Annotated in this window: 22 protein-coding genes; 3 read left to right on the plus strand and 19 right to left on the minus strand. The window is 71.5% G+C overall.

Annotation, left to right across the window (positions count from 1 at the left end):
• Positions 1-22: 22 nt before the first annotated feature.
• The 5 genes from OO69_RS06505 to OO69_RS06525 all read right to left on the minus strand — a co-directional run bounded on the left by OO69_RS06505 (position 23) and on the right by OO69_RS06525 (position 3,726).
• On the minus strand, positions 23-880 hold the full coding sequence (locus OO69_RS06505; RefSeq protein ID WP_033279431.1) for an amino acid ABC transporter permease: 858 nt from the start codon (positions 878-880) through the stop codon (positions 23-25).
• Positions 877-1,521, minus strand: coding sequence for an amino acid ABC transporter permease (locus OO69_RS06510; protein ID WP_033279432.1), 645 nt, complete (start codon positions 1,519-1,521; stop codon positions 877-879). The genes OO69_RS06505 and OO69_RS06510 overlap by 4 nt, the downstream gene beginning before the upstream one ends.
• 11 nt (positions 1,522-1,532) lie before the next feature.
• On the minus strand, positions 1,533-2,444 hold the full coding sequence (locus tag OO69_RS06515; RefSeq protein ID WP_033279433.1) for a glutamate ABC transporter substrate-binding protein: 912 nt from the start codon (positions 2,442-2,444) through the stop codon (positions 1,533-1,535).
• 17 nt (positions 2,445-2,461) lie between these two features.
• Positions 2,462-3,205 (minus strand): amino acid ABC transporter ATP-binding protein, encoded by a 744-nt coding sequence (locus tag OO69_RS06520; protein WP_033279434.1) that lies wholly within the window; start codon positions 3,203-3,205, stop codon positions 2,462-2,464.
• Between the two features lie 113 nt (positions 3,206-3,318).
• Positions 3,319-3,726: a DUF6278 family protein gene (locus tag OO69_RS06525; RefSeq protein WP_033279435.1), complete on the minus strand. Its 408-nt coding sequence runs from the start codon at positions 3,724-3,726 to the stop codon at positions 3,319-3,321.
• 147 nt (positions 3,727-3,873) lie between these two features.
• Here OO69_RS06525 and OO69_RS06530 point away from each other — a divergent pair, with 147 nt between their 5' ends.
• A complete protein-coding gene (locus tag OO69_RS06530) occupies positions 3,874-5,139 on the plus strand; it encodes a lipase family protein (RefSeq protein WP_234444351.1) in 1,266 nt (421 codons plus the stop codon).
• A 28-nt stretch (positions 5,140-5,167) separates the two neighbouring features.
• Here OO69_RS06530 and OO69_RS06535 read toward each other — a convergent pair whose 3' ends face one another.
• The 8 genes from OO69_RS06535 to OO69_RS06570 all read right to left on the minus strand — a co-directional run bounded on the left by OO69_RS06535 (position 5,168) and on the right by OO69_RS06570 (position 17,272).
• Positions 5,168-5,947: an exodeoxyribonuclease III gene (locus tag OO69_RS06535; protein WP_033279437.1), complete on the minus strand. Its 780-nt coding sequence runs from the start codon at positions 5,945-5,947 to the stop codon at positions 5,168-5,170.
• A 30-nt stretch (positions 5,948-5,977) separates the two neighbouring features.
• Positions 5,978-6,613, minus strand: a complete 636-nt coding sequence (locus OO69_RS06540) for an MBL fold metallo-hydrolase (RefSeq protein ID WP_033279438.1) — start codon at positions 6,611-6,613, stop codon at positions 5,978-5,980.
• 83 nt (positions 6,614-6,696) lie between these two features.
• Entirely contained in the window at positions 6,697-7,986 is a 1,290-nt protein-coding gene (gene pcaC, locus OO69_RS06545; RefSeq protein WP_420707854.1) for a 4-carboxymuconolactone decarboxylase, read from the minus strand.
• Between the two features lie 192 nt (positions 7,987-8,178).
• Complete coding sequence (locus OO69_RS06550; protein WP_051800802.1) at positions 8,179-9,843, minus strand: SWIM zinc finger family protein; 1,665 nt, start codon at positions 9,841-9,843, stop codon at positions 8,179-8,181.
• 1,811 nt (positions 9,844-11,654) lie between these two features.
• On the minus strand, positions 11,655-14,489 hold the full coding sequence (locus tag OO69_RS06555; protein WP_033279440.1) for a DEAD/DEAH box helicase: 2,835 nt from the start codon (positions 14,487-14,489) through the stop codon (positions 11,655-11,657).
• Between the two features lie 97 nt (positions 14,490-14,586).
• Positions 14,587-15,168 (minus strand): hypothetical protein, encoded by a 582-nt coding sequence (locus OO69_RS06560; RefSeq protein WP_033279441.1) that lies wholly within the window; start codon positions 15,166-15,168, stop codon positions 14,587-14,589.
• Positions 15,165-16,313, minus strand: a complete 1,149-nt coding sequence (locus tag OO69_RS06565) for an ROK family glucokinase (protein WP_033279442.1) — start codon at positions 16,311-16,313, stop codon at positions 15,165-15,167. The genes OO69_RS06560 and OO69_RS06565 overlap by 4 nt, the downstream gene beginning before the upstream one ends.
• A 221-nt stretch (positions 16,314-16,534) precedes the next feature.
• Entirely contained in the window at positions 16,535-17,272 is a 738-nt protein-coding gene (locus OO69_RS06570) for a GntR family transcriptional regulator (protein WP_106970975.1), read from the minus strand.
• A 130-nt stretch (positions 17,273-17,402) separates the two neighbouring features.
• Between OO69_RS06570 and OO69_RS06575 the strand changes: the two genes are divergently transcribed.
• Positions 17,403-18,419 carry a Gfo/Idh/MocA family oxidoreductase gene (locus OO69_RS06575; protein WP_033279444.1) on the plus strand — a complete coding sequence of 339 codons (1,017 nt, stop codon included), beginning with the start codon at positions 17,403-17,405 and terminating at the stop codon, positions 18,417-18,419.
• A 55-nt stretch (positions 18,420-18,474) separates the two neighbouring features.
• Here OO69_RS06575 and OO69_RS06580 read toward each other — a convergent pair whose 3' ends face one another.
• From OO69_RS06580 to OO69_RS06595, 4 genes are all read right to left on the minus strand, one after another.
• Entirely contained in the window at positions 18,475-18,873 is a 399-nt protein-coding gene (locus OO69_RS06580) for a PaaI family thioesterase (protein WP_033279595.1), read from the minus strand.
• 192 nt (positions 18,874-19,065) lie between these two features.
• The gene (locus tag OO69_RS06585; protein WP_033279445.1) at positions 19,066-20,250 is read right to left on the minus strand and encodes a cytochrome P450 family protein; all 1,185 of its coding nucleotides are present in this window, start codon (positions 20,248-20,250) and stop codon (positions 19,066-19,068) included.
• A gap of 65 nt (positions 20,251-20,315) precedes the next feature.
• Positions 20,316-20,996: a response regulator transcription factor gene (locus OO69_RS06590; RefSeq protein ID WP_033279446.1), complete on the minus strand. Its 681-nt coding sequence runs from the start codon at positions 20,994-20,996 to the stop codon at positions 20,316-20,318.
• Positions 20,997-21,170: 174 nt separating this feature from the next.
• Positions 21,171-22,418: a sensor histidine kinase gene (locus OO69_RS06595; RefSeq protein WP_033279447.1), complete on the minus strand. Its 1,248-nt coding sequence runs from the start codon at positions 22,416-22,418 to the stop codon at positions 21,171-21,173.
• Positions 22,419-23,067: 649 nt separating this feature from the next.
• Here OO69_RS06595 and OO69_RS06600 point away from each other — a divergent pair.
• The gene (locus OO69_RS06600) at positions 23,068-23,457 is read left to right on the plus strand and encodes a ribonuclease (RefSeq protein WP_033279448.1); all 390 of its coding nucleotides are present in this window, start codon (positions 23,068-23,070) and stop codon (positions 23,455-23,457) included.
• A gap of 237 nt (positions 23,458-23,694) precedes the next feature.
• On the opposite strand, the gene OO69_RS06605 is transcribed toward OO69_RS06600, so the two are convergent.
• Both OO69_RS06605 and OO69_RS06610 read right to left on the minus strand, forming a co-directional pair.
• Positions 23,695-24,804: a DUF6745 domain-containing protein gene (locus tag OO69_RS06605; protein ID WP_106970976.1), complete on the minus strand. Its 1,110-nt coding sequence runs from the start codon at positions 24,802-24,804 to the stop codon at positions 23,695-23,697.
• A 90-nt stretch (positions 24,805-24,894) separates the two neighbouring features.
• Entirely contained in the window at positions 24,895-25,221 is a 327-nt protein-coding gene (locus OO69_RS06610; protein ID WP_033279449.1) for a hypothetical protein, read from the minus strand.
• Positions 25,222-25,286: the final 65 nt, after the last annotated feature.

Here is a 25,286-nt window from a genome sequence, read left to right on the forward strand (position 1 = left end):
GGACGGGCAGGTGCCCTCTCTACTACTGCACCCGCGGCAGCAGCGTCCCTGGTTCCGCCGGGGCCACATCCACGGCCCCGGTCTTGGGACTGCGCTGCTCCCGGCGGGACACCCAACCGGCGAACCAGGAGAGCAGCATGCACATCCCGATGTAGATCGGCGAGATCACCATCACCACAGGGATGAACGGCAAATCGTAGTCGAGGTTCGACGCGATCAGCTTCCCGGCATGGAGAAACTCCTCATAGGTGATCAGATAGCCCAGCGAGGTGTCCTTCAGCGCGACCACCAACTGGCTGATGATCGCGGGCAGCATGGCCCGTACGGCCTGCGGGACAAGGACGTACGACATGACGTGGACCTTGCGCATGCCGAGCGCGAACGCGGCCTCCCGCTGGCCGCGTTCGACGCTGTTGACGCCGGAGCGGAAGACCTCGGCGAGCACCGAGCCGTTGTAGAGCGTGAGGCCCGCGACGAGTGCGGGCAGCGGCTGGACCTTGAGCGCCACGAAGATGAAGAAGATCATCACGAGGACGGGCATGGCGCGGAAGAACTCCACGACAACCGTGGACAGCCAGCGCACCGGCCGGTGGTCCGAGAGCCGCCCCACGGCGAGCAGGGTCCCAAGTGCCAGTGACAGTACGGCTGCCAGCCCGAAGGCCTTGAGCGTGTTGCCGAGGCCGCGCAGCAGCAGTTCCTGAATTCCCTTGTACTCGAAGGGCATCCACTTCGTGTACGTGAACTGGTCGGTGTCGAACAGGAGATAGAGGATCCAGCCGATCAGCGCGAGGATGACGACCGTGGACGCGATGCCGTAAAGGCGGTGCCGTTGACGGGTCTTGGGGCCGGGGACGTCGTAGAGGGCGTTGGCGGTGGTCATCGGGCGACTCCCCACTTCCGCTCCAGCACGTTGAACAGCGCGCTGATGGCGAGGGTGATGATCAGGTAGCCGACGGCGATCCAGACGAACGTCCAGACGATGTTGTAGCCGAGTTCGCTCAACGTCCGGTAGGTGCCGAGGAGTTCGGTGACGCTGAACGCGCCGGCGATCGCCGAGTTCTTGGCCAGGGCGATGAGCGTGGAGCCGACCGGCGGGATCACCGAGCGGAACGCCTGCGGCAGGACGACCAGGCCCAGGCTCTGCCCGAAGGACATCCCGAGACTGCGGGCCGCCTCCCCCTGGCCCCTGGGCACGGTGTTGATGCCGGAGCGCAGCGCCTCGCAGATGAACGCCGAGGTGTAGCAGCCGAGCGCCAGGACCGCGAACACCTTGAAGGGCAGCACGAGTCCGAAGCGCGGCAGGCCGAGCAGCACCGCGAAGAACAGCAGGGTCAGCGGGGTGTTGCGCAGCACGGTCACCCACACCGTGCCGAACACCCGCAGCGAGCCGACCGGAGCGACCCGGAAGGAGGCCACGAGGAAACCGAGGACGAGCGCCAACACCGATGCGTAGACGGTCAGTTCGACGGTGCCGAGGAAGCCGTCACCGAAGGTGGAGAAGTTGTCTGTCAGTACGTTCACATCTGCCTCCCTCAGCTCGCCGGGTAGCGGTCGATCGCGGGCGGGGTGGGCGCGGGGACTCCGGACAGGCCGAGCGTCGCCTCGTACGCCTTCTTCCAGTCGCCGTTCTTCTCACGGGCCTCCAACGCGTCGTCGAGGGCGAACCGCAGGGCGTTGTCGCCGTGCGGGACACCGATGCCGTACGGCTCCTTCGAGAAGGGTTTGCCGACGACCTTGAGCTGGTCGGGGACCTTCGCCGCGTAGCCGATGAGGATCGCGTCGTCGGTGGTGACGGCGGCGACCTGATAGGTGAGCAGGTTGTCGACACAGACCGAGTACGTGTCGTAGGCGACGAGTTGGGCCTTCGGGTAGTCGTCCTTGATGCGCTGGTACGGCGTGGAGCCGGCCGCCGAGCAGACGCGTTTGCCGGCGAGGTCCTGCGGGCCGTGGATGTCGTGCTCGTCGGTGCGGACGAGGAGCGACTGGCCGGCCATGTAGTAGGGGCCGGCGAAGCCGACGAGTTTCTTGCGCATGTCGTTGATGGTGTAGGTGCCGACGTAGTAGTCGATCTGGCCGTTCTGCAGGGCGGTTTCGCGGTTGGCGGAGGCGATCGTCCTGAAGTGGATCGTCTTCGGGGCGAAGCCGAGGGAGGCCGACATCATCTTGGCGATCTCGATGTCGAAGCCGGAGTAGGTGCCGGTCGCGGGGTCCTTCTCGCCGAGGTAGGGCTGGTCCTCCTTGGCGCCGACATTGAAGTAGCCACGCTTCTTCGCCCGCTTCCAGGTCTTGGAGTCGGGAAGCTGAAAGCCTTGCGCCACTTGGTAGTTGGGGAGCTTCTCGGCGGCCGGGCCCTTGACGGGCGGGCTGCCCTCCTTGCCGCAGGCGCTCGCGCACAGCACGGCGAGCACGGCGACGGCGAGGGACGCACGGGTCGTACGGAACATGGATCGCACTCCCCCGCTCAATGCTTGAGGATCTTGGACAGGAAGTCCTTGGCCCGGTCGCTGCGCGGGTTGGTGAAGAACTCCTCGGGGGTGCGGTCCTCGACGATGCGGCCGTCGGCCATGAACACGACGCGGTTGGCGGCGGAGCGGGCGAAGCCCATCTCGTGGGTGACGACGACCATGGTCATGCCGTCGTGGGCGAGTTGGCGCATGACCTCGAGGACCTCGTTGATCATCTCCGGGTCGAGGGCCGAGGTCGGCTCGTCGAAGAGGAGGGCCTTGGGTTCCATGGCGAGGGCGCGGGCGATGGCCACGCGCTGCTGCTGGCCGCCGGAGAGCTGCGCGGGGAACTTGGGCGCCTGGTTGGCGAGTCCCACGCGGTCGAGGAGCTCCATCGACCGTTTGTCCGCGTCCTCGCGCCCCCGCTTGCGGACTTTGATCTGCGCCAGCGAGACGTTCTGCAGGACCGTCTTGTGGGCGAACAGGTTGAAGGACTGGAAGACCATGCCGACTTCGGCGCGGAGCTTCGCGAGGGCCTTGCCCTCCTCGGGCAGCGGCTGCCCGTCGAGCTCGATGGTCCCGGACTCGATGGTCTCCAGCCGGTTGATCGCCCGGCACAGCGTCGACTTCCCCGACCCCGAAGGGCCGATGACCACGACCACCTCCCCCTTGCCGACGGTGAGGTTGATGTCCTGGAGGACATGCAGCTCCCCGTAGTACTTGTTGACGTCCCGCAGTTCGATCAACGGATCGACGGCCATGCCCAGCCCTACTCACTCTCAGCTGTGTCGTGGTCGCCGCAAACTATCCAGACAAGAGTGGAGTTAAGGCACGACACGCACTTTTCGGGCATTAGCCGTATTTAAGCCCGCCGTTACTCTTCCGCGACCTCGGCGTACAGCTGTGAGAGTTCGGGCACACCGCTGGCGGCCCACTCGTGTCCGGAGGCCACGACGTCGAACTCGCGCCCGGATTCGAGCCGTACGACGGGCTGGCCGTTCGGCCAGATCGCCCAGGCCGCGCCGGGCACCGTGCGCACGATCACCGTCCCCAGATACAGACCGGCGTCGTTGCCGAGCCAGGACAAGGTCTCCTCGTCGTCCCGCCAACGGGGCACCAGTTGGTCGAGTGCCTCCAACGAGCCCACGGAGTCGTCGAGTTGGACTCCCTCCCGGGCCGCGTGGGAACGGAGCAGTTCGCACTCGGACAGCGGTTCGGCGATGCCCTCGGGGTCGTGCGCGGCGCGCTTCTCGCCCCGGTTGCCCAGGAAAGGGATGTTCATACTCCCAGCGTGTCATTCGTACCGCCGTACGCACCACAGGGCGTCGCGAGTGGCGTGTCAGCCCCCGGCCCTGAAGGGGGAAAACCCTTCTGCCGAGGGCGGGTTGGCCGGATGGTGGGCGCGATGTCCGCTTCGTACGGTCGCAGTATGAATCGGACAGGCAAGTTGATGGTGCTGCCGTCGGTGACCGTCGCCCTGGTGGTGAGCGGTTCGGTGTCCGCGGGGGCCGTGGGGGCGGGGGCCGTTCCGGCCGCGTCGGCGCACGGAGTGCCCGATACGGCGCGGGGGCGGCTGGTGTCGGTGGTGCATCTGCGGACGCTGTCCGCGCGGGAGGTGGCCGCCGAGTTGAGAGGCGACGAGGACGGGGCCTGGGACGCCGGGGCGGTCCGCTACGGCGTCGACACCTACCGGGTGGTGTATCGCACGGTGGACCCGAAGGGCCGCCGCACCACCGCCAGCGGGCTGCTCGCGTTCCCGCGCAATGGTGAACGGCGGCTGCGCACCGTCTCGTTCACGCACGGCACCGAACTCTTCAAGGACGATGTGGCCTCGGTGTCGACCGAGGTGTGGAGCCAGGCACCCGCGCTGACCTACGCGTCGGCGGGCTTCGCCGTCGTCCTCCCGGACTACCTGGGCCTCGGCCTCGGCCCCGGTCGGCAGCAGTGGATGGACGTGCCCTCCGAGACGACCACCGCGCTGGACCTGCTGCGGGCCGCGCACTCCTACGCACCCGTCGTGGGGCGGCAGTTGGGGCGGGACGTCCTCATCACCGGCTTTTCACAAGGGGCTTCGGCGGCGCTCGGACTGGCGCGGGCCCTGCAGGAAGGGGCCGATCCGCGCTTCCGAGCGGCGGCGCTGGCACCGGTCAGCGGCGCGTACGCCTTCCGGGACGTCGCGCTGCCCGCCCTGCTGGACGGGCGCGCGGACCCGAAGGACGGCGTCATCTACACCGCGCTGGCCCTCGCCTCCTTCAACCGGCTCCACCACGTCTACGACAGCCCCGGCGAGGTCTTCCGGGCGCCGTACTCCCGCACGATCGAGGGCCTGTTGGACGGCACGCACACCGGGCAGGAGGTGATGGCCAGGACCCCGGACACCGTGGACGAGCTGCTCACGGCGCACGGGCGGGCGCTGCTCGCGCATCCGACGGGCGGACTGGCCGCCGCGCTGCGCGTCACCGACGGGGTGTGCACCGGCTGGACGCCCCGGGCGCCGGTGCGGTTGTACTACGCCGAGGGCGACGAGCAGGCCGTGAACGGGAACAGCGAGCACTGCCAGGCCTCGTTCCGCGCCCGGGGTGTCGAGGTCCCGCTGGTCGACCTCGGCACTCCGGACTACGGTGGCTCCCGCCACCTGGGGTCCCAGCGGGCGGCGACGGCGGCTGTGGTGCGGTGGTTCGCGTCGCTGCGCTGAACAGCGGGCGGGCTCTTCGGAGTTCGGGTCAGACGTCCAGGTCGACGACCACGGGCGCGTGGTCCGAGGCGCCCTTGCCCTTGCGCTCCTCGCGGTCGACGTAGGAGTCGGTGACGGCCTTCGCGAACGGTTCGTTGCCGTAGACCAGGTCGATGCGCATGCCGCGGTTCTTCGGGAAGGCGAGCTGGCGGTAGTCCCAATAGGTGTACGGGTGGTCGTACTTGAGGGGGCGGGGGACCACGTCGGACAGGCCCGCGTCGCGCAGGGCGGTCAGGGCGGCGCGCTCGGCGGGGGTGACATGGGTGAGGCCCTCGAAGGCGGCCACGTCGAAGACGTCGTCGTCCGTCGGTGCCACGTTGTAGTCGCCCAGCACCGCAAAGGGGCGGGTGCCCTGCGCGTCGTCGGCTACGGCCGCCCTGAGGGCCTCGAACCACTGGAGCTTGTACGCGTAGTGGGGGTGGTCCACCTCGCGGCCGTTCGGCACGTACACCGACCAGACGCGGACCGGGCCGCAGGTCGCCGCGACGGCGCGGGGCTCCTCGGTGCCGTCGTAACCGGGGTCTCCGGGGAGGCCCTTGCCCACGTCGTCGAGCCCTACCCGGGAGAGCACCGCCACCCCGTTCCACCGCCCGGTCGCGTTGACCGCCGCCTCGTAGCCCGCCTCGCGCAGCGCGTCGAACGGGAACTGCGCCTCGGCCAGCTTGGCCTCCTGGAGGCACAGCACGTCGGTGCCGCTGCTCTCCAGCCAGGCCAGGAGCCTCGGCAGACGGGCGGTGATCGAGTTCACGTTCCAGGTCGCGATGCGCATGCCCCACAACCTACCGGGCGGGTCTGACACTCACAGGTCCGCCGCCTCACCGGGCGCCAGCCGCAGGTGCTCCGCGCCGCCGAGCGCGCCGATCTGCATGTCGTAGATCGGCCGGGCGAGGTCGGTGAGCAGGGCGTCGTGGATGTCGTAGGCGCGCTGCGGCTTGACCTCGCGGACGTAGTCGATGACCTCGGAGATCTTGCTCCAGGGGGCCATGACCGGGAGCATCAGGGTCTCTACGGTGTGGTCGGGGACGGTGAGGGCGTCGCCCGGGTGGAAGACGCGGCCGCCGTCGACGAGGAAGCCGACGTTCGTGATGCGCGGGATGTCCGGGTGGATCACGGCGTGCAGTTCGCCGTGCACCTGGACGTCGAAGCCCGCCGCCGTGAAGGTGTCGCCGTGGCCGACCGTGTGCACGCGGCCCGGGAACGCGGTGGAGAGCTGGTCCGCGACCGACTTCAGCGTCCAGATCTCGGCCGCCGGGTTGGCCTCCAGGCCGGCCCGCAGCCGGTCCTCGTTGAAGTGGTCGGCGTGTTCGTGGGTGACCAGGATCGCCTCCGCGCCGACCGCGGCATCCCCCTCGGTGAAGGTGCCCGGGTCGATGACGAGGGTCCGGCCGTCCTTCTCCAGACGGATGCAGGCGTGCGACTTCTTCGTGAGCTTCATGGGTCCATCCTGCCGCGCCGGAACGGTGGACGGGCGGGTGAGGCTGGTGCTTTCGGTGCCCGTCTGAAGATCACTGCGTGAGGTCACTCGGTGGGGGTCGTCTCCTCGCGGATGACCTGCTGGGCGACCTTGAAGGCGCTGTTCGCCGCCGGGACCCCGCAGTACACGGCGGCCTGCATCAGCACTTCCTTGATCTCGACCGGGGTGAGGCCGTTGCGCAGCGCCGCGCGGGTGTGGAAGGCCAGCTCGTCCAGGTGACCTCCGGCGACCAGTGCGGTGAGGGTGACACAGCTGCGCGAGCGCCGGTCGAGCCCGGGCCGGTCCCAGATCTCGCCCCACGCGTAACGGGTGATGAAGTCCTGGAAGTCCCCGGAGAACTCGTCGGCCTGCGCCAGCGCCCGGTCGACATGCGCGTCGCCGAGCACCTCGCGGCGGACCTTGATCCCGGCGTCGTAGGGGTCCGGGCGGCCCATGACCTGCGGCGGTACCGGGGGCGGCGGCGCGATCTCTGCGATCGGCGCGAGCTGCGGCGGCGGGGCGAGGACCGGCTTGACCGGGGTCGCCGCGATGGCGAACTGCCCGGTGGAGTGCTCGTAGGCGGGCTGCCAGGCGGTGGAGAAGTGCCGGACAAGGAGGTCGGTCACGGCGGCGGGCTGCTCGACCGGGACCAGGTGCGAGGCGCCGGGTACGACGGCGAGGCGGGCGTCCGGGATACCGGCGACCAGCGTGCGGGCCTCGGCGGGGCCGGTGACCTGGTCGTCGGAGCCGACGAGGACGAGGGTCGGCACACCGATGCGGCCGAGTTCGGACCGTACGTCGAACGCGGCCAGCGCCTCGCACGCGGCGATGTAGCAGCCGGGGTCGGTGGTGCGCACCATCTGGACGGCCCACTCGGTGATCGCTGGCTGCGAGGCGGCGAACCCGGTGGTGAACCAGCGGTCCGGCGAAGTGCGGGCGATCGGGTCGAGCCCGTTCGTCCGTACGATGACGCCGCGCTGGCGGAACTCGTCCGCCGTGCCGAAGCGGGGCGAGGCCGCGATCAGCGCCAGCGAGGCCACGCGCTCAGGGTGGCGCAGGACCAGTTCGAGGCCGACGGCGCCGCCGAGCGCGCAGCCCGCGTAGCCGAAGCGCTGCACGCCGAGGGCGTCGAGCGTGGCCAGCAGGCGGTCGGCCAGGTCGGAGACCGAGCCGGCCGGGTGCGCGGGCGAGCCGCCGTGGCCCGGCAGGTCGTACCGGAAGACCCGCCACTGCTTCGCCAGCTCGGGCACCTGGCGATCAAACATGTGCCAGGTCGTCCCGAGGGACGGGCCCAGGATGAGAACGGGCGCGTCTTCGGGGCCGTCGAAGCGGTATTGCAGGGCGGGGGTCTTCATGTCGCTCACCGCTCCAACGTAACCGCCGTTTCTTACGGTCCGGCTGTGGGGCCCCCGGTCTCCGCACGCTGCTCGCACACATCCGTGGGGAACCCTCACATCGCCTTCACCGGTTACCGGTGGAGCTGTGTCGAAGGACACGCTGGAACGCTCCGCGGTTCCTCGGCGGTTCCTTGGTCGTACCTTGGCCGCTCAGAGGTCGCCGGGTGCGCCCAGGCCCGTGAGTGCGCCGACCGGGTCCAGGTCGGGGGTGCCTCTGGGCCACCAGTCCTCGTCGCCCGGTTCGGACTCGTAGGCGTACCACAAGCCGTCGCGGCCCAGGCGGAGTTGGACGTGGCCGTGAGGGTGGGTGAGGTGGTTGCGCCAGGGGCGGAAGGCCGGGAGGTCGGCGGCGAGGAGGAGCGGGCGGGCCCGGTCGAAGCGGCCGGCCGGTGGGTCCCAGGCTTCTTCGAGCACCGCGAGCCCCTCGATGCCGCCCTGCCGCCAGGCGGCGACGGCGCGCGCCAGCTCGCCCGTGGTGCGTGCGGCGGCCTTGGCGAGGGAGGCGTAGAGGGCGCGGGTGGTGACGGTCAGCCCCGAACCGGGTCGGGCCGCCGCGAGCCGTACCGCGTCCTGCCACAGCGTCAGGCCGCCCACCGGGTCCCGGCCGGTGCTGAGCAGAGCGTGCGCGCGGGCGGCGGCGTCGGTCGCCAACTGGTCGAGCGCGAAGGGGTCGGGGCCGCCGGGCGCGGCCGGATACACGGGAGGCTGCTCGGGGTGGGGCGGGACGGGCAACGGGGGCGGGAGCGGAGGCAGTCGGCGGTCCCCCCGCTCCACGAGAACATCCGTGGCCCTTACGCCGGGGAGGGGCGCCGGTTCCTGTTCCTGGGCGGCGCGGGCCGCACGGGCCGCGTTACGGCGGGACAGCGCGTCGAGGAGCGGGCGTTCGCCCCGGCCGCGGAGCAGGAGGAGGACGAAGGGGTCGGCGTCGAGGAGGCGGGCGGTCTGATAGCAGAGGGCGGCGGCGTGCTTGCAGGGGTGACCCGAGTCGGGGCAACTGCACTGCGGGGCGAGGTCGCCGGGACCCGGAAGCAACGAAACCCCGCACTCGGCAAGGGACTTGGGCATCTCCTTGTCGAGCAGCGCGGCGATGTGCCCGGGCCGGTCGGCGGCGGCGTCCAGGAACCGCTCCCAGTCGGCGTCGTCCAGCGTCCGCAACCGCACCTGCACGCGGTACGGCCGCGCGCGGCTGCCCTGCACGTACCCGAGCACGAGCCCCGGCGTGACGGTGATCGCGTCGACGTGTCCCTTCTCCGCGTAACTCCGGCCCCGCAGAAGCCGCTTGGGATCCAGAGCGCCTTCTTCCAGCGCGGTGACCCAGGCGTTGCCCCACCAGGTGTCGGCGAAGCGGGTGTTGGCGGCTCCGCCGCCGTCTCCGTCTTCGTCCCTGTCCGAGGGGCGGGGTGAGAAGGCGGGGAAGGTGCGGCGGAGGTCGCTGTCTCGGGAGGGGGAGGCCATGGAGGTGGGGGTTCGGGGGGTTGCGGGGGTGAGGTCGGAGTCAGGGGTGGCGGTGGAGTTGGGGTTGGAGATGGAGATGGAGATGGAGTTTTGGAGAGAGGTCGGGTCGGCGGGGGTCGGCTCGGGCGAGGTGGCCGATGGATGTGACGGGTGTTCGGTGAGGTCGGGTGTGGGGGCGGACGTCGGGGTGAACGCCTCGGAGTGCGAACTCCCCGGTGCAGAGCGGTCGTTGTCCGGCGCGGTCTCGTCGGCGAGCGGTGTCACATCGGTCGGCAGCTCCACCTCGGCCGGCAACCGGAAGGCTCCCGCGAGGAAGTCCCGTAGCTCACGGGCTCCGACCTCACCGGCACGCCCACGCACACCACTCCGCCCCTCGGCCCGGGAAGCGCCGCTCGCCCGAGGCCCCCACCGAGGTACCGACTCCCGTCCCCCGCCCCCTACGTCCTCACGAGCCTTCCGCGCCGCACCACGAGCCGCCCGCAACGCCTCACGCGCGGCATCCGCGGGCCGTGCCGAACCACTGTCCGGGACGGTCGCCGACGCCTGGACATCCGCCGGATCCTGAGGAGTGACCGAACTCTGAAGAGTGACCGAGCGCTGAAGGCCGGCCGACTCGTCCCCCATCGCATCCCCGGACCGCCCTACCTCACCGCCCTCACCTTCGCCGGTTTCACCAACTCCCGCGTCCGGAACGGCCGCCCCGGACCGCACCGGGTCCCGCAGCCGGTCCGCTGTTCCTTGTCCGGCGCCACCGCCAGGGCTGCTCGCCACCACGTCCTGGGCCGAACCGTCACCCGGCGCGTGGGCATCTTCCCCTGAGGCGCCGACAGCGCGCCGCTCAGCGACGGCCCGTCGCAGCGCCGCCCGCGCCGCGTCACCCGGCCGGGTGTGGGGCTCGGAGGCCTTGTCAACTGCCGTACGGTCCGCGCCCTGTACGTGAGAAGACCTGGGCGCACGAGAAGACTCCGAGGGCCGGGCAACCTCCGCATCCACCCCTTGGCCCCCGCGATCACGGGCCGCCTGCAACGCCCGCCGCACTACGTCCGCGGGACGCTCCTCCCCCGCCAAATCCCGTGGCCCGTCCGGCGTTTCGCCCACCGGGCTCTGCGCCGCCTCCGGTCCCCGCAGCACCTCCGGCGTTTCTTCCGCCGGGCCCTGCGATGCCTCCGCTGCTGGGTGCAGCTGCGCCTCCGCTGTTTCGCCCGACGGGCCTCGCGGCCTCTCGCCAGCCAAGTGCCGCTCTGCCTCTGGCACTTCTGCCGCCGACGCTTCGGACATCTGACCCCGTGGCCCCTTCGCCGCCAGGCCCTGCGGCACCTCGGCCATGCCTGCCGTCAGACCCCGTGATGCCTCCGCTGCCGGGTGCCGCAGCGCCTCCGCTGTTTTGTCCGCCAGGCTTCGCGGCCCCTCCCCCGCCAAGTGCCCCTCCGCCTCCGGCACTTCCGCCGCCGACGCTCCGGACATCTGACCCCGTGGCCCCTTCGCCGCCAGGCCCTGCGGCACCTCGGCCATGCCTTCCGCCAAGCCCCGTGATGCCTCCGCTGCCGGGTGCCGCAGCGCCTCCGCTGTTTTGTCCGCCAGGCTTCGCGGCCCCTCCCCCGCCAAGTGCCCCTCCACCTCGGGCATTTCGTCCACCGGGCTCTGCGCTGCCTCCGTTCCCCGCAGCACCGCCGCCGTTCCTTCCGCCGGGCTCTCCGATGCCGTCAGGTCTCGGGATGCCTCCACCTCAGGCTGCCGCCGCGCCGACGTTCCATCCACCGAACCCGATAGCCCCTCCACCCCCAACTGCCGTTCCACCTCCGCGACTTCTACCGCCGACGCTCCGGACACCTCGCCCCGTGCCCCCTTCACCACCAGGCCCCGCAGCACCTCGGCCATGTCTTCAGCCAGGCCCCGCGGCTCCTCCCCCGCCAAGTGCCGTTCCGCCTCCGCCGTCTCCCCCGTCGAGCGCACCGGCACCCCCGCCGCGTCGTCCACCGAGCCCCGCAACACCTCCGGCGCTTCTCCCGACGACGCCACCTCCGACCCTCGCTCGTCCTCCACCTCGGCCGACGCCACGTCCGACCCCGGCCCGTCCTCCACCTCCACCGTCGCCTCGGCCCCCTCCACGCCCTCACCCCCACGACGAGAGTCCTCGGTACCGCGGAACCGCCCCCGCCCCACACCCCCCGTCACGACGGCCTCCGCAACGACACCAGGTCGGACAGGTCCCGGTCCGACAGCTCGGTCAGGGACGACTCGCCGGAGCCGAGGATCGCGTCGGCCAACGCCCGCTTGGATTCGAGCATCTCGGCGATGCGGTCCTCGACCGTGCCCTCGGTGATGAGGCGGTGGACCTGGACCGGCTGGGTCTGGCCGATGCGGTACGCGCGGTCGGTGGCCTGTTCCTCGACGGCCGGGTTCCACCAACGGTCGAAATGGATGACGTGGCCCGCGCGGGTGAGGTTCAGGCCGGTGCCCGCGGCCTTCAGGGACAGGACCAGGACCGGGGTCGCGCCCGCCTGGAAGCGGTCCACCATGCGCTCCCGCTCCGGGACCGGTGTGCCGCCATGGAGCAGCTCGACCGGGACCGCGCGGGCCGACAGATGGGCGGTGATCAGGCGGGCCATGCCGACGTACTGCGTGAAGACGATCGCGGAACCGTCCTCGGACAGCACCGTGTCCAACAGCTCGTCCAGCAGGGCGAGTTTGCCGGAGCGGGCGGTGAGGCGGTCGCCGGTGGACTGGGCTGCCGCGTGGTCCTCCTTCAGATACAGCGCCGGGTGGTCGCAGAGCTGCTTGAGGGAGGTGAGGAGCTTCAGGACCAGGCCCCTGCGGGCGATGCCCTCCGTCGTCTCGATCGCGAGCATCGACTCCCGCACCACCGCCTCGTACAGCGAGGCCTGTTCGCGGGTGAGCGGGACGGGGTGGTCCGTCTCCGTCTTCGGCGGCAGTTCGGGGACGATGCCCGGGTCGGACTTCTTGCGACGCAGGAGGAACGGGCGGACCAGGCGGGCGAGCCGGATCACCGCCTCCTCGTCCTCGCCGTTCTCCACGGCACGCGCGTGCCGGGCGCGGAAGGACTTCAGGGGGCCCAGCAGTCCGGGGGTCGTCCAGTCCAGCAGGGCCCAGAGTTCGGAGAGGTTGTTCTCCACCGGGGTGCCGGTCAGTGCCACGCGCGCGGGGGTCGGGATCGTGCGCAGGGCTTTCGCCGTCGCCGAGTACGGGTTCTTGACGTGCTGTGCCTCGTCCGCGACGACCATGCCCCACGGCTGTTGGGCCAACGTGGGTGCGGCCGAGCGCATCGTGCCGTACGTCGTGAGGACGAAGCCGCCGGTCAGGTCCTCCAGCGTGCGGTCCGCGCCGTGGAAGCGGCGGACGGGGACTCCGGGGGCGAAGCGGGTGATCTCCCGCTGCCAGTTGCCCAGGAGGGAGGCGGGGCAGACCACCAGGGTGGGGGCGCGATGGGCCCGGCGCAGGTGGAGGGCGATGAGGGTGATCGTCTTGCCGAGGCCCATGTCGTCGGCCAGGCAGCCGCCCAGGCCGAGGGAGGTCATGAGGTCCAGCCAGGCCAGGCCCCGGAGTTGGTAGTCCCGGAGGGTGGCGTCCAGTCCCTGGGGTGGCTCGGCGGGCTGGATGCCTGCCGTCAGGCGGTCGCGGAGCGTGGCCAGCGCGCCGACCGGGACGGCCTCCACCGTCTCGCCGTCGACGTCCGCCGTGCCGGTGAGCGCGACGGACAGCGCGTCCACCGGGTCGAGCAGGCCGAGTTCGCGTTTGCGGGCCTTGCGGACGAGGGCCGGGTCGACCAGGACCCACTGGTCCCGGAGGCGTACGACCGGGCGGTGGGCCTCGGCCAGCATGTCCATCTCGGCCTCGGTGAGCGGGTCGCCGCCGAGCGCCAACTGCCAGCGGAACTGGAGGAGTTCCTCGCTCTCGAAGAAGCCCGTGCCGTCGGTCGCGGAGCCCGGCGCCGACCGCACCACGGCCGCCGCCGTCAGGTCCTGGGCGAGGTCCCTGGGCCAGTGGACGGCGACCCCGGCCGCCGCGAGCCGGGTGGCCGCCATGCCGAGCAGCTCGCCCAACTCCTCCTCGGACAGGGCGAGTACGTCCGGCACGTCCAGCTCGGAGAGGCGGTCCAGCGGGGGCCACACGCGCGCGGCCCGCCGTACGGCCAAGGCGGCGTCCACGCGCGCGCGGGGCCCGAAGGCGGTGTCCGCCGTGCCCGCCCACAGGGCCGCCGCGTCGACCACGAGGGTCGGGTCGGCGAGGCTGTGCACCTGGACGATCGCCGCGCCCGCGCTGCGCACCCGGCCGCCGTCGTCGAACAGGTCGTACGCCGACAGGTCCAGGCGGAGCGAGATCCGCACGCCCGCGTCCATCCCGGCGGCGACCTCCGCGGCCCAGTCCTGGGCATCACGCAGCCGCTGCGGCGCACGGGCCGCGAAGGGCATCCCGGAGGTGTACGGCGCGGCCGGGGTGCGGGGCAGGGTGTCCGCGACGGCGTCCAGGAAGGACCGCATCAGCGCTTCCGGCTCGGGCAGCCGCAGCGGGCCCGGGCCCGGCAGCGGGACGGCGTGACCCTCGTACGGAAGGGCCGCCGCCACCGCGCGGACGTGCGCGATGTCCTCCGGCTCCAGCGGGCCCGCACGCCAGGCGTCGTGGCCCGAAGCGGTGAGCCCGGGGAGGAGTCGACCGCGGGACGCGAGCCGCAGCGCGTGCAGGGCGGCGGCGCCCCAGCAGGCCGTGGCGGGATGGGCGGCGGGGTCACGGCGGGCGCGCACCAGCAGGGGCAGCGCCGCTTCGATCGGCAGGGTCAGCGCGGGGGCGGACCTGCGGCGGACCGTGGCGCCCTGTCGCCGTACGACGGTCAGCTCGGTCTGCTCCACGCCCTCTTCCGCTTCGGGGAGTGCGCGCTCGCCGTCGGGGTCCCAGAAGGCGACGCGGCCCTCGCGCGGGACGACGGGGGACGGCAGGAAGACGGCGGCCAGCCGTACGGAGATCTGCTCCGTGATCGCCGTGTCCGTCATACGTCCTGTCACCTCCCGCCCGTCAGTCGTGTCAGCTGTCTTCGACTCTACGGGCGGGGTCTGACAATCGGCCCCGGCGACCGGCCGGGGCGACCTGCTAGGGAACCGTGCGGGAGACGACGTAGACCATGGGGAGCTTGGGGTCGGACAGGTTCACCACGATGTCCTGGGTGGGGGCCGGGTCCTTCTGTTTGTTGACGACGCCCCACCAGGGGCCGGGGCCGGTGAACTTCCAGCCGGTGATCTTCTGGTCGCGGGCGCTGATGGTGACGTCGTTCTTCTTCAGCGTCTTCCGGTCGACGTCTATCCCGGCGAGGAAGGTGTCCAGGCCCGCGTCCGTGGTCTCGAACTGGACGTAGAGGCGGCTGGTCTTCCAGTTGTTGGTCTCGTAGAAGGCGACCTTCTCCGCGGGGTGCGGGACCGGTACCTGGTAGAGGCGCCGCTGGACCTTCGAGGGCCAGCCCACGGTGAGTCCGGTCGCCGAGTACTTGTACTCCTTGTCCTTGCCGCTGTTGCGGCTCTGGTTGGCGGAGATCGCCAGGTAGACGGCCGGTACGCCGATGAGCAGCACGATGATGAGCAGGGTGATCGCCCGGCGGCGGGCCTTGTGGCGGGGGTCCTCGGGTGGTCGGGGCGGCTCGTCCCGGGGCATGGCCTGACGCGGCAGCGATGCGGTCATGCCGTGTCCTGGCTGCCGCGGCGGAACTCGGCGAACCGCTCGTAGCGTTCGTACCGCTCGACCCGGCGGCGCTTGGCGCGGCGGAAGCGGCGGGCGACCAGCCGGGCCAGGTCGGCGGCCCCGACCATGCCGGCCTCGGGGCCGAGCTGGGCGCGCACTATGCGGGCCTCGGGGCGGTAGCCGCGGCCGGTGAGCTGGCGCTTGAACGCGTCCCGCGCGGGGCCGATCAGCAGGTCGTCGGCGGCCGAGACACCGCCGCCGATCACGAAGCAGGAGGGGTCGAGGGCGGCGGCGAGGTTGGCGATGCCAACGCCGAGCCACTGACCGATGTCCTGGAGCAGCTCGATGCACATCGCGTCGCCCTCGCGGGCCAGCTCGGTGATCATCGGGCCGGTGATCTCGCCGATGTTGCCCTTGACGTGCTCGATGATCCCGTACGCCACCGGGGAGTCGGCGGCGGCCAGCTCCCGCGCCTCCCTGACCAGGGCGTTGCCGGAGCTGTACTGCTCCCAGCAGCCGCGGTTGCCGCACGCGCAGCGGTGGCCGCCGGGGACGACCTGCATATGGCCGAACTCGCCGGCGACGCCCCACTTGCCGCGCTTGACCTGGCCGTCCTCCAGGATCGCGCCGCCGATGCCGGTGCCGAGCGTGATCATGACGAGGTGGTCCTCGCCGCGGCCGGCGCCGAAGCGCCACTCGGCCCAGGCGGCGGTGTTCGCGTCGTTGTCCACCAGGACCGGTACGGAGAGCCTGCTCGTGATGCGGTCCCTGAGGGGCTCGTTGCGCCACGACAGGTGGGGGGCGAACAGGACGCGGTTGCGGTCGGCGTCGACCCAGCCGGCCGCGCCGATGCCGACGGCGTGCACGTCGTGCCGGTCGGAGAGGTCCAGGACCAGTTCGACGATGGTGTCCTCGACGACCTTGGGGCTCTTGGACTTGTCCGGGGTCTCCGTGCGGAGCTTCTCCAGGATGTTGCCGTCGGCGTCCACGACGCCCGCCATGACCTTGGTGCCGCCGATGTCGATGCCGACCGTGGGCACGCGGGGGGCCGTCAGGTGCGACCTTCGCTCACGGGTGCCGACGGTCCTGAGTGCGGGGGCACGCCGGGAGCCTATGGGGGCGCTGAAGTTGCCGTAGGTGCTCATCGGGCCCGATTCTGCCTCACCGTGACCGTGGGTGCTGTGCGGGGGCGTGAAGGGGGGTTCGGATCGTTGTCTGGTGCGGGTGCGTCGTGGCTGGTCGCGCCCCGCGGCGGAGCCGCAAATCGAAACAGCCCCGCGCCCCTGAAGAAGGGGCGCGATACTGAGCGCCAACTCATTCGCATTGTCCGGACATTATGACGAACAGCGTGGGTGAAGCGGTGCAATCAGGGACGTACCAGGAGCTGGAACTCGAACGAGTAACGCGTCGGCCGGTACGTATGGCTGCCGAACTCGACCGCGCGCCCCGTGTCGTCGAACGTCGTGCGTTGCATGGTGAGGAGCGGGGCGCCCTCGGGCTCGGCGAGGCGTTCGGCCTCCTCCGCCGTGGCGCCGCGGGCGCCGATGGACTGGCGGGCGCTGTGCAGGGTGATGCCGGCGGTGCGCATCATGCGGTACAGGCCGGTGGCCTCCAGTTGCGCGGTGTCCAGGTCGAGGAGGCCGAGCGGCAGGTGGTTGGAGAGGTACGCCATCGGCTCGCCGTGCGCCAGGCGCAGCCGGTCGATGCGATGTACGTCGCTGTCCTCGGCCACGCCGAGCGCCGCCGCGACCTCGGCGGAGGCCGTCACGACACTGTTGATGAGGACCTTCGTGGCGGGGCGCTGTCCGGCCGCCTCCAGGTCGTCGAAGAGGCTGCTGAGTTCCAGCGGGCGCTTGACCTGGCTGTGCACGACCTGCGTGCCGACGCCCCGGCGGCGCACCAGGAGGCCCTTGTCGACCAGTGACTGGATGGCCTGGCGGACGGTGGGCCGGGACAGGCCGAGCCGGGCCGCCAGTTCGATCTCGTTGCCCAGCAGGCTGCCGGGGGTCAGCGAGCCGTGTTCGATCGCGGCCTCCAGTTGCTGCGACAGCTGGAAGTACAACGGCACCGGGCTGCTCCGGTCCACGCTGAGCTCGAGCGGCACGGTCGGGTCCACATCTGGTTTCGGCACGGGGCCGAGCGTAGCTGTGTGAATGGTTGACGGGAAGTGATGTAGTTCGATTGTCCGGACATACGCATTGACAGCGTGCCTGGTCGGCCCTCAGTTTGTTCCCATGCGCATCGGAGTCATCGGTACGGGCCGCATCGGGACCATCCATGCCAGGACGCTCAGCCGTCATCGCGAGGTCGGTTCGCTGATCCTCACGGACGTGGACCCGGTTCGGGCCCAGGAGCTGGCGAACCGGCTAGGGGAAACGGCGGCACCGAGCACGGAGGAGATCTTCAAGTGGGGCGTGGACGCCGTGGTGATCACCACGGCGACATCGGCGCACGCCGAATTAATCGGGAGAGCGGCACGGTCCGGGCTCCCGGTGTTCTGCGAGAAGCCCATCGCCCTCGACCTGCCGGGCTCGTTGCAGGCGATCGCCGAGGTCGAGACGGCGGGAACGATCCTTCAGATGGGGTTCCAGCGCCGGTTCGACGCGGGCTACACGGGCGCCCGGGAGGCGGTGCGCTCGGGGCGGCTGGGACGGCTGCACACGGTCCGCGCGACGACCTCCGACCAGACGCCTCCCCCGGCCGCCTACCTCCCGATCTCCGGCGGGCTGTACCGGGACACCCTGATCCACGACTTCGACATGCTGCGCTGGGTGACCGGGCACGAGGTCGTCGACGTGTACGCGACCGGTTCGGACGCCGGTCCCGCGATGTTCCGCGAGGCCGGTGACATCGACACGGCCGCGGCGGTCCTCACCCTGGACGACGGCACGCTGGCCACGACGACGGCCGCGCGTCTGAACGGGGCGGGCTACGACGTCCGGATGGAGCTGGCCGGAGAACTCGACCAGGTCGTCGTCGGCCTGGACGACCGCACGCCCATCGCGTCCACCGAGCCGACCGGTCCCCCGGCCGCGACCAAGCCGTGGACCGGCTTCCTGGAGCGCTTCGGGCCCGCCTACGAGGCCGAGCTGATCGCCTTCGTGGAGGTCGTCGTCGGCCAGCGCACCAACCCGTGCGACGGCCGCGAGGCCCTCCAGGCACTGCGCATCGCCGAGGCCTGCGAAGTGTCCAGACGCGAACACAGACCCGTCCGCCTCGCGGAGATCGCGGGCGCCTTCCCCTACAGCTGAGCAGCACAGTCGTGTCGTAGACGGTGATCCCTCCTCAGGCACCTCAGGGGGCCGCTCAGGACGTACGGACCGCCAGCACCGTCCCCTGGGCGACCGCGCAGAGGGACTCCGTGCCGTCGTCGGCGACCGCGAGGACGTCGCAGCGGACGACGGCCTGGCGGCGGCCTGCCTGGACGACCTCCGCGTGGGCGCGCAGGACGCGGCCGGTGGCCGGGCGGACGTACTGGATGGAGAGCCCGCCCGTGAGGACCGCGGGGCCGAGTGCCGTACCGCCGGCGAACGTGAGCGCGTTGTCGGCGGCGTAGGCGAGGACTCCGCCGTGCACGAAGCCGTTCTGCTGCGTCAGGTCCTCCCTGATGTCGATCTCCAGCGTGGCGATCCCGCCCCCGAAGGCGCTCAGCCGCGCACCGATCAGCCTGCTGAAGGGCTGACTCTCCAGCGCCTTCCGAGCCATGGTCAGGTCGAACCCGGCGAACTCGGCACTTGCGGTCACGAGGACGGTCCTCCTACAGGATCCATGACTTTCACGGCAGTTACGGCTGCCGTGACTTCAACGACCGCTGCGGCTAAGGCAGTTGCTGCCGAGGTTGCTGTTGCTACGGCCGTCAGGGCTCCGCCGTCGCTACGACCACCCCGTGCGGCCGTTCTACCAGCGCACCGGCAGCGCCCGCATCCCGCGCATCAGCATGCCCGGGAGCCAGTCGCCGGGCGGCCCGTCCAGAGTGAGGGCGGGAGCGCGCTCCAGCAGGGTGCGTATCGCCGTGCGGGCTTCGAGGCGGGCCAAGGGGGCGCCGAGGCAGTAGTGGATGCCGTGGCCGAAGGCGAGGTGGCCGCGGGCGTCGCGGCGGATGTCGAAGCGGTCCGGGGCCGGAAAGCGGACCCCGTCGCGGTCGGCGGCGGTCAGGCCGACCATGACCGGATCGCCCCGCTCCACCGGGGTGCCGGCGATCTCCAGCGGCTCCGCGGCGAACCGGAACGTGCCGTTCTCCACCGGGCCCTCGTAGCGCAGCATCTCCTCGATCGCGCCGTCGAGGAGGGTCATGTCGGCGCGCAGGGCGGCGAGTTGGTCCGGGTGGGTGAGCAGGGCGTGGATGCCGCTGGTGAGGAGGTTGACGGTGGTCTCGTGGCCGGCGATGAGCAGGATGAAGGCCATGCCCCGCAGTTCCTGCGGGGAGAGCCGGTCGCCGTCCTCGGCGGTGGTGCGGATCAGGTCGCTCAGCAGGTCGCCGCTGGGGCCCGCGCAGCGCTTGTCCTCGATCAGGTCGCCGAGGTATTCGGCGAGCCGTACGAACGCGTCGTACTCGGCACCCGAACTGGTGGGCGCCACCGCCTCAGTGGACAGCTTGCGGAACTCCGCGCGGTCCAGCTCCGGCACGCCCAGGAGCTCGCTGATCACCGTGATCGGCAGCGGGTAGGAGAGCGCCTCGACGAGATCGGCGCGGCCGGAGGGCAGCATGGCGTCGAGCAGGTCGTCGGTGATCCGCTGGACGCGCGGGCGCAGTTCCTCGACCCGGCGCATGGTGAACGAGCGGCTGATCAGCCCGCGCAGGCGGGTGTGGTCCGGCGGGTCGGTGGTCAGCAGGTATCTGCCGATCAGCTCCTCGTCGAGGAACGTCACCCCGATCTTGCCGCCGTCCTTGGCCAGTCGCGGGTCGGTGAGCGCCGAGCGCGCCTCGTCGTACCCCACGATCAGCCAGGTCACGTGGTGCTCGTCCGGCGCCGGCAGCCGTACGCGGTGCACCGGGCCCGACTTCCGCAGCATGGCGTACACCTGGTGCAGGTCCCGCCGGAACGCCTCGCCGAACTCCCCCAGATCGATCACTTCGGTCATGCCTGCCCCCTCCTGGTCGATCCCCCGAGGTCTCCCAGTGCCATGAGAACGGACGGCGGCGGCGACTAGTGCCCGCTCTCCCCGTCCTCTTCGAGCAGACCCGCGTCGTACGCCAACAGGGCGATCTGGACACGGTTGTTGAGGTCGAGCTTGGCCAGGATGCGGGAGACGTGGGTCTTGACGGTGGCGACGCTCATGAAGAGGCCGGTGGCGATCTCGGCGTTGGCGAGGCCCTGTCCGACGGCGACGGCGACCTCGCGTTCGCGGTCCCCCAGGGCGGCGATGCGTTCACGCGCGCGTGCCCGACGGGTGTCGGTGGCGGTGCCGGCCGCGTGCTCCATCAACTGCCGGGTGACCGCGGGCGACAGCACGGGATCACCGGCCGCGACCCGGCGTACGGCGTCGAGGATCTCGGCGGGCGGGGTGTCCTTGAGGACGAATCCGGCGGCGCCCGCGCGGAGGGCCCGTAGCACCTGTTCGTCGGCGTGGAAGGTGGTGAGGACGACGATCTGGGGCGCGTCGCCCCGGGCGCGCAACCGCTCCGTCGCCGTCAGCCCGTCGACCGACGGCATGCGGATGTCCATGAGGACGACGTCCGGGTGGACGCGGTCGACGAGTTCCTCGACCTCGCTGCCGTCGGCGGCCTCGCCGACGATCTCGATGTCGGCGGCGCCGCCCATCATGAAGGACAGCCCGGCCCGCACCAGCGGGTCGTCGTCGACGAGGAGCAGTCTGATCGCAGTCATGGGGCTACGTAACCACGCACGCGTGGCGGGCGGTTACCGGGCCGTGCGAGGCCACCCCAAGGGTCGGCTCACTCAGGGGACGGCTCAGGGGGCGACTCAGAGAGAGGTGACTCTCCCGGGACCTCCATCACCCTTGCGCGGCAGCGGAGTTGCCCCTGACGGGCCGTGGACGACTCAGCCCCAGGGCAGCCACGCCCGCACCCGGAACCCCCCGCCCTCCCCCGGCCCGTGCTCCAGCCGTCCCCCCGCCAACGTCGCCCGCTCGGTCAGCCCGATCAACCCCTGGCCGGAACCGGGGACATGGGGCACCTCGCCCTCCGGGGGCGGGTTGTGCACGGCGATCACCAGGCCGTCGCCCGGGGTGCCGGTGAGCGTCACCGTGACCTCCGTGCCCGGGGCGTGCTTGCGGGCGTTGGTGAGGGCCTCCTGGGCGATGCGGTAGGCGGTGCGGCCGACCGAGGCGGGGACGGCGGCGGGGTCGGTGACCCGGTTGGCGAGGGTGACCTTCATGCCGGCCTCGCGGGACTCGGTGACCAGCGCGTCCAGGGCGCCGAGCGTGGGCTGCGGGCGGCCCGTGTCGTCGGGCTCGCCCGCGCGCAGGACGCCGATGATCTCCCGCAGGTCCTGGAGGGCCTCGTGGGCGCTCTCCCGGATGACACCGGCCGCCCGCGCGACCTCCTCGCGGGGCGCGTCCGGGCGGAACTCCAGCGCGCCCGCGTGCACGCTCAGCAGGGTCAGCCGGTGGGCGAGCACGTCGTGCATCTCGCGCGCGATGGCTTCGCGGGCGAGCCGCTGGGCCTGCTCGGCGCGGAGCTCCGCCTCCGTCTCGGCGCGCCGGGCGCGGTCGCGCAGGCTGAGCATGAGCTGCCGCTTGGAGCGGACGAACATGCCCCAGCCGATGACGGTGAGGGTGAGCAGTTCGGTGAACACGACCGCGCCGGCGTACGGCAGGTCGGGGTCCGGGCGCAGCCAGAAGAACAACGGGGCCAGGGCGAGCTGGACGCCGCCGATCCAGGCGACGTAGCGGAAGGGGCGGTGCACGGCGAGCGTGAACACGGCGACCATGGCGGCACCGCCCGCCGTGTTCGACACGAAGCCGACGGGCACCATCGCGACCGCGAGCCCGACCGGCCAGCGGCGGCGCAGCCACACCGCGCCGCAGGCGAGGACGCCGAAGAACTGGTCCACGACGGCGAGGGAGTGCGGGGTCGCGGTGTCGCTGTCGAGGGTCTGCGCGGCGGCGAGTCCGATGCCGACCGCCAGCAGGAAGCAGCAGGTGTCGACGACCCAGTCGCGGGCGGTACGGCGGGGGCGTCCGCGCCGTTCGACGTCGGGGTCGAGTTCGTCGGCCACGGCGGACGGCAGCAGCCATCGGCGCCCCGCGAACGCCTGCGGTACCTTCGCGGTCCTGTCACCTGTCACGGTCGACAAATCTATGCGGCACCGGGCCCGGTCACCCACCCCGTGCGGGGGAACGGCGACCAAAGTCGCGCCATCACAGACTTTCGGCGGACATACCTCGCCCCGCGGCCCCCGAACGTGAGCGCGAGCGTGCTCAGCGGCGCGAGCGCTCCGGAGTCACGGCATCACGCGTACGGGGTTCGCACCGCGCGACCGCGGCGAGACCATGTCGTCCGATGGAGGTGCTACCGATTCGAGGAAGGACACGAAGTCGGCCATCGAGGTCCGCCTCGGATTGGACGTCGGCAACGGCGAACATCACGCAACCGCACTCACCCCGGCAGGGAAGAAGACCTTCGGCAGTCGCCCGGGACCTGGGCTGTCACGTCGCCTACCTGCCTGGATCGCCGACCCCCGTCCCCCGAGGCCAAGACTCGGGCAGGCCGTTCCGGGAGGAAATTCGTTTCCGTCCGTGGCCCTACTACGAGGAAAGCGCGGGCTGCCAAGCCGCCGGCGGAGTTCATCGACCACGGGCTCCCCCGTGCCCGTGCGCAGATCGCGTGGAGACGGCGCGCGCCAGGTTAACTCCCTGAAAACTCATCGGACTTGGCGGGAAAATCTCCGTAGTTGTCATTGACATGCCACTATCTACGCGCGTCATCATGGGCGCATGAGATTCCCCCCACGGATCACCAGCATCGGCGCATCAGCCGCCGTCCTGTCCGCTCTCCTCGTCGGCGGCACCGTCGCCACCGCGACCCCGGCCGCCGCCGCGGTCGGCAGCATCTGTTACAGCGCCCTGCCTTCCCAGGCGTACGACACTCTCGACCTGATCGCGACGGACGGCCCCTTCCCCTACTCGCAGGACGGCGTCGTCTTCCGCAACCAGGAAGGCGTCCTCCCCAGCCAGGCGTCCGGCTATTACCACGAGTACACGGTCAAGACTCCTGGCTCGTCCACACGAGGCGCGCGCCGCATCGTCACCGGAGAGAAGACCCAGGAGGACTACTACACCTCGGACCACTACGTCACCTTCAACCTGATCAACTTCGGCTGCTGAGCCGATCGGTCAGGTGCGGCGCCTGAAGGAACGACGTGTCCGGCCGTAGATCCGGCCCGTAGGCACCCGGGCGCGTCCGGCCCCCACCGGCTGCACCATCGCTCACCCCTCGCCCCGCGGCTCCCCCCACGTTCATGGGTCGCGGGGCGAGGCACGTCCTGCCGCCGGGGGAAGCCGAAGGCCTCCCGTCGTCCCCGCCGACCGCTCCGGTCCGGCCCGGCCGCGTACGGGGGACTCTCAGGTCTCCCGCTCGGGTACGTACGCCTCAGCATCCAGGCCGAAGGTCCAGGCCACCCCCGCTCGGGCTGTGCGCGTCGACGGAGGGACCCGTAGCCAGTACGTGCGGTGGGTGCCGTCGGGCTCCGGTGTGGAGTTGAGGACCTCCACCATGACCACGGGCTCGTCGTCGGCCAGGTCGATCCGCCACAGCGTGCCCGTCCTGTCCCGGTGCAGGGGGCGGGCTCCCGAATCGGCGAGGTACCGGTCGCAGCCGTAGTACTCGAGCATCACGCGGCGCAGCTCGGCGTTCTCCTCGGCGCGGATGCGTTCCGGGGTCAGCGTGGGCAGTTCGGCCAGGAAGGCGGCCGGAACCGGCATGCCGCGCCAGGCGTGCAGGGCGAAGCCGTCCGGGTAGGAGAGCGCCGGGCCGTCCCCGTGGTCCAGTCGTCCCGCCTCGTCGCGGTGGAGGGCCGAGGGGCGCTCCGAGAGCACCGCGACCCGCGCGAACGGCCACCACCAGCCGGCGCTGCGGCACACTTCGGACAGCGCGTCGATCGGGCCGTCGTCGGCGGGGAACGCCGCGAGCCACGGCGCGTCGTGCTGCCCGAGCACGGCGTCAAGGAGAAGCAGGCGGATCTCCGCGGCCTCCTTGCCGGTGTCGCTCCCGGCCAGCTCCTCGATCACGCCCGTACGGATCCGGTCCACCAGGGCCTGCGTCGACGGCCACAGCCGTCCGCCGGTCGCCGCCCAGTGCGCCGACCAGCCCGCGGGCCCCAACTCGGCGTGCAGCAGCCGCCTCGCGGCCGCCCAGGGCGCGCTGCGCACCGCGTCCCGGACGCTCGGGCCACGGTCCGTCAGCTCCCGGACGAGAGCGACCGCCGCGCGCGGTGAACCCGCCCACACCACGCGCTCCGGTTCCGCGAGCCCCGCCAGCCGGTAGGCCCGCCGGACGCCCTCCTCGGCGCGCGCCCGGTCCGCGGCGCCGGTCGCCGAGGACCACGTCCGCCACTGCGCGAGGTCGGCGGAAGGCCCGAACGGCGTTCCCCCGTCGTCGAGTTGGGCCCCTTCGCCGCCTGGGTCGACGATCACCGTCGCGCCCCCCGCTCCCCCGTCCGACTTCTGGTCCATCGCCCCGTCCACTCCCACGTCCGTCCCACTCACGTGCCCCTCCTCCACTCCTTGCCCGGCGCTCCCGTACCGCCGGTGCGTCCCGGTCGCTCAGTCGGCCACGATCCGTACGGACCCGGGCACGTACTCCCGCTGTCTGACGACCCGGAACCACCCCTTGGGCAGCGCGATCGCCGCGTGCTCCTCGTGCACCACCCGGCCGCCCTGGGGCAGATGGAGCAGCAACGGCCCGTAGGCGCCCGGCTCGCGCACCAACTCCCCCGGCCCGACGACCGCGTGGGCATGTCCCGTCACCTCTCCCAGCGCCAGCACGAGCCGCCCGTGTGCGTCGCGCCGCTCCCTCGGGGCGTGGGCCGCGTGAGCGGGCACCGCGTCCTGCGCGACCGGCACGATCAGCACGTCTCCCTGTCGGTACATGGCTGTCCCCTCACCGCCGGGTGCGCCACGCACCGGCTTCATGACCACGACGTTAGGCGTCACCA

It is taken from the genome of Streptomyces sp. NRRL F-525, assembly GCF_000716605.1.
Lineage (GTDB): Bacteria > Actinomycetota > Actinomycetes > Streptomycetales > Streptomycetaceae > Streptomyces.

What these genes read in the sequence shown, in the direction of transcription:
- OO69_RS06540 (WP_033279438.1), bottom strand. Translation starts at nt 6,613, where the DNA reads ATGAAGCTCACGAAGAAGTCGCACGCCTGCATCCGTCTGGAGAAGGAC.
- OO69_RS06560 (WP_033279441.1), bottom strand. Translation starts at nt 15,168, where the DNA reads ATGACCGCATCGCTGCCGCGTCAGGCCATGCCCCGGGACGAGCCGCCC.
- OO69_RS06605 (WP_106970976.1), bottom strand. Translation starts at nt 24,804, where the DNA reads ATGGACCAGAAGTCGGACGGGGGAGCGGGGGGCGCGACGGTGATCGTC.
- OO69_RS06600 (WP_033279448.1), top strand. Translation starts at nt 23,068, where the DNA reads ATGAGATTCCCCCCACGGATCACCAGCATCGGCGCATCAGCCGCCGTC.
- OO69_RS06585 (WP_033279445.1), bottom strand. Translation starts at nt 20,250, where the DNA reads ATGACCGAAGTGATCGATCTGGGGGAGTTCGGCGAGGCGTTCCGGCGG.
- OO69_RS06555 (WP_033279440.1), bottom strand. Translation starts at nt 14,489, where the DNA reads ATGACGGACACGGCGATCACGGAGCAGATCTCCGTACGGCTGGCCGCC.
- OO69_RS06575 (WP_033279444.1), top strand. Translation starts at nt 17,403, where the DNA reads ATGCGCATCGGAGTCATCGGTACGGGCCGCATCGGGACCATCCATGCC.
- OO69_RS06610 (WP_033279449.1), bottom strand. Translation starts at nt 25,221, where the DNA reads ATGTACCGACAGGGAGACGTGCTGATCGTGCCGGTCGCGCAGGACGCG.
- OO69_RS06535 (WP_033279437.1), bottom strand. Translation starts at nt 5,947, where the DNA reads ATGCGCATCGCGACCTGGAACGTGAACTCGATCACCGCCCGTCTGCCG.
- pcaC (WP_420707854.1), bottom strand. Translation starts at nt 7,986, where the DNA reads ATGAAGACCCCCGCCCTGCAATACCGCTTCGACGGCCCCGAAGACGCG.
- OO69_RS06515 (WP_033279433.1), bottom strand. Translation starts at nt 2,444, where the DNA reads ATGTTCCGTACGACCCGTGCGTCCCTCGCCGTCGCCGTGCTCGCCGTG.
- OO69_RS06525 (WP_033279435.1), bottom strand. Translation starts at nt 3,726, where the DNA reads ATGAACATCCCTTTCCTGGGCAACCGGGGCGAGAAGCGCGCCGCGCAC.
- OO69_RS06520 (WP_033279434.1), bottom strand. Translation starts at nt 3,205, where the DNA reads ATGGCCGTCGATCCGTTGATCGAACTGCGGGACGTCAACAAGTACTAC.
- OO69_RS06505 (WP_033279431.1), bottom strand. Translation starts at nt 880, where the DNA reads ATGACCACCGCCAACGCCCTCTACGACGTCCCCGGCCCCAAGACCCGT.
- OO69_RS06590 (WP_033279446.1), bottom strand. Translation starts at nt 20,996, where the DNA reads ATGACTGCGATCAGACTGCTCCTCGTCGACGACGACCCGCTGGTGCGG.
- OO69_RS06565 (WP_033279442.1), bottom strand. Translation starts at nt 16,313, where the DNA reads ATGAGCACCTACGGCAACTTCAGCGCCCCCATAGGCTCCCGGCGTGCC.
- OO69_RS06580 (WP_033279595.1), bottom strand. Translation starts at nt 18,873, where the DNA reads ATGGCTCGGAAGGCGCTGGAGAGTCAGCCCTTCAGCAGGCTGATCGGT.
- OO69_RS06530 (WP_234444351.1), top strand. Translation starts at nt 3,874, where the DNA reads ATGAATCGGACAGGCAAGTTGATGGTGCTGCCGTCGGTGACCGTCGCC.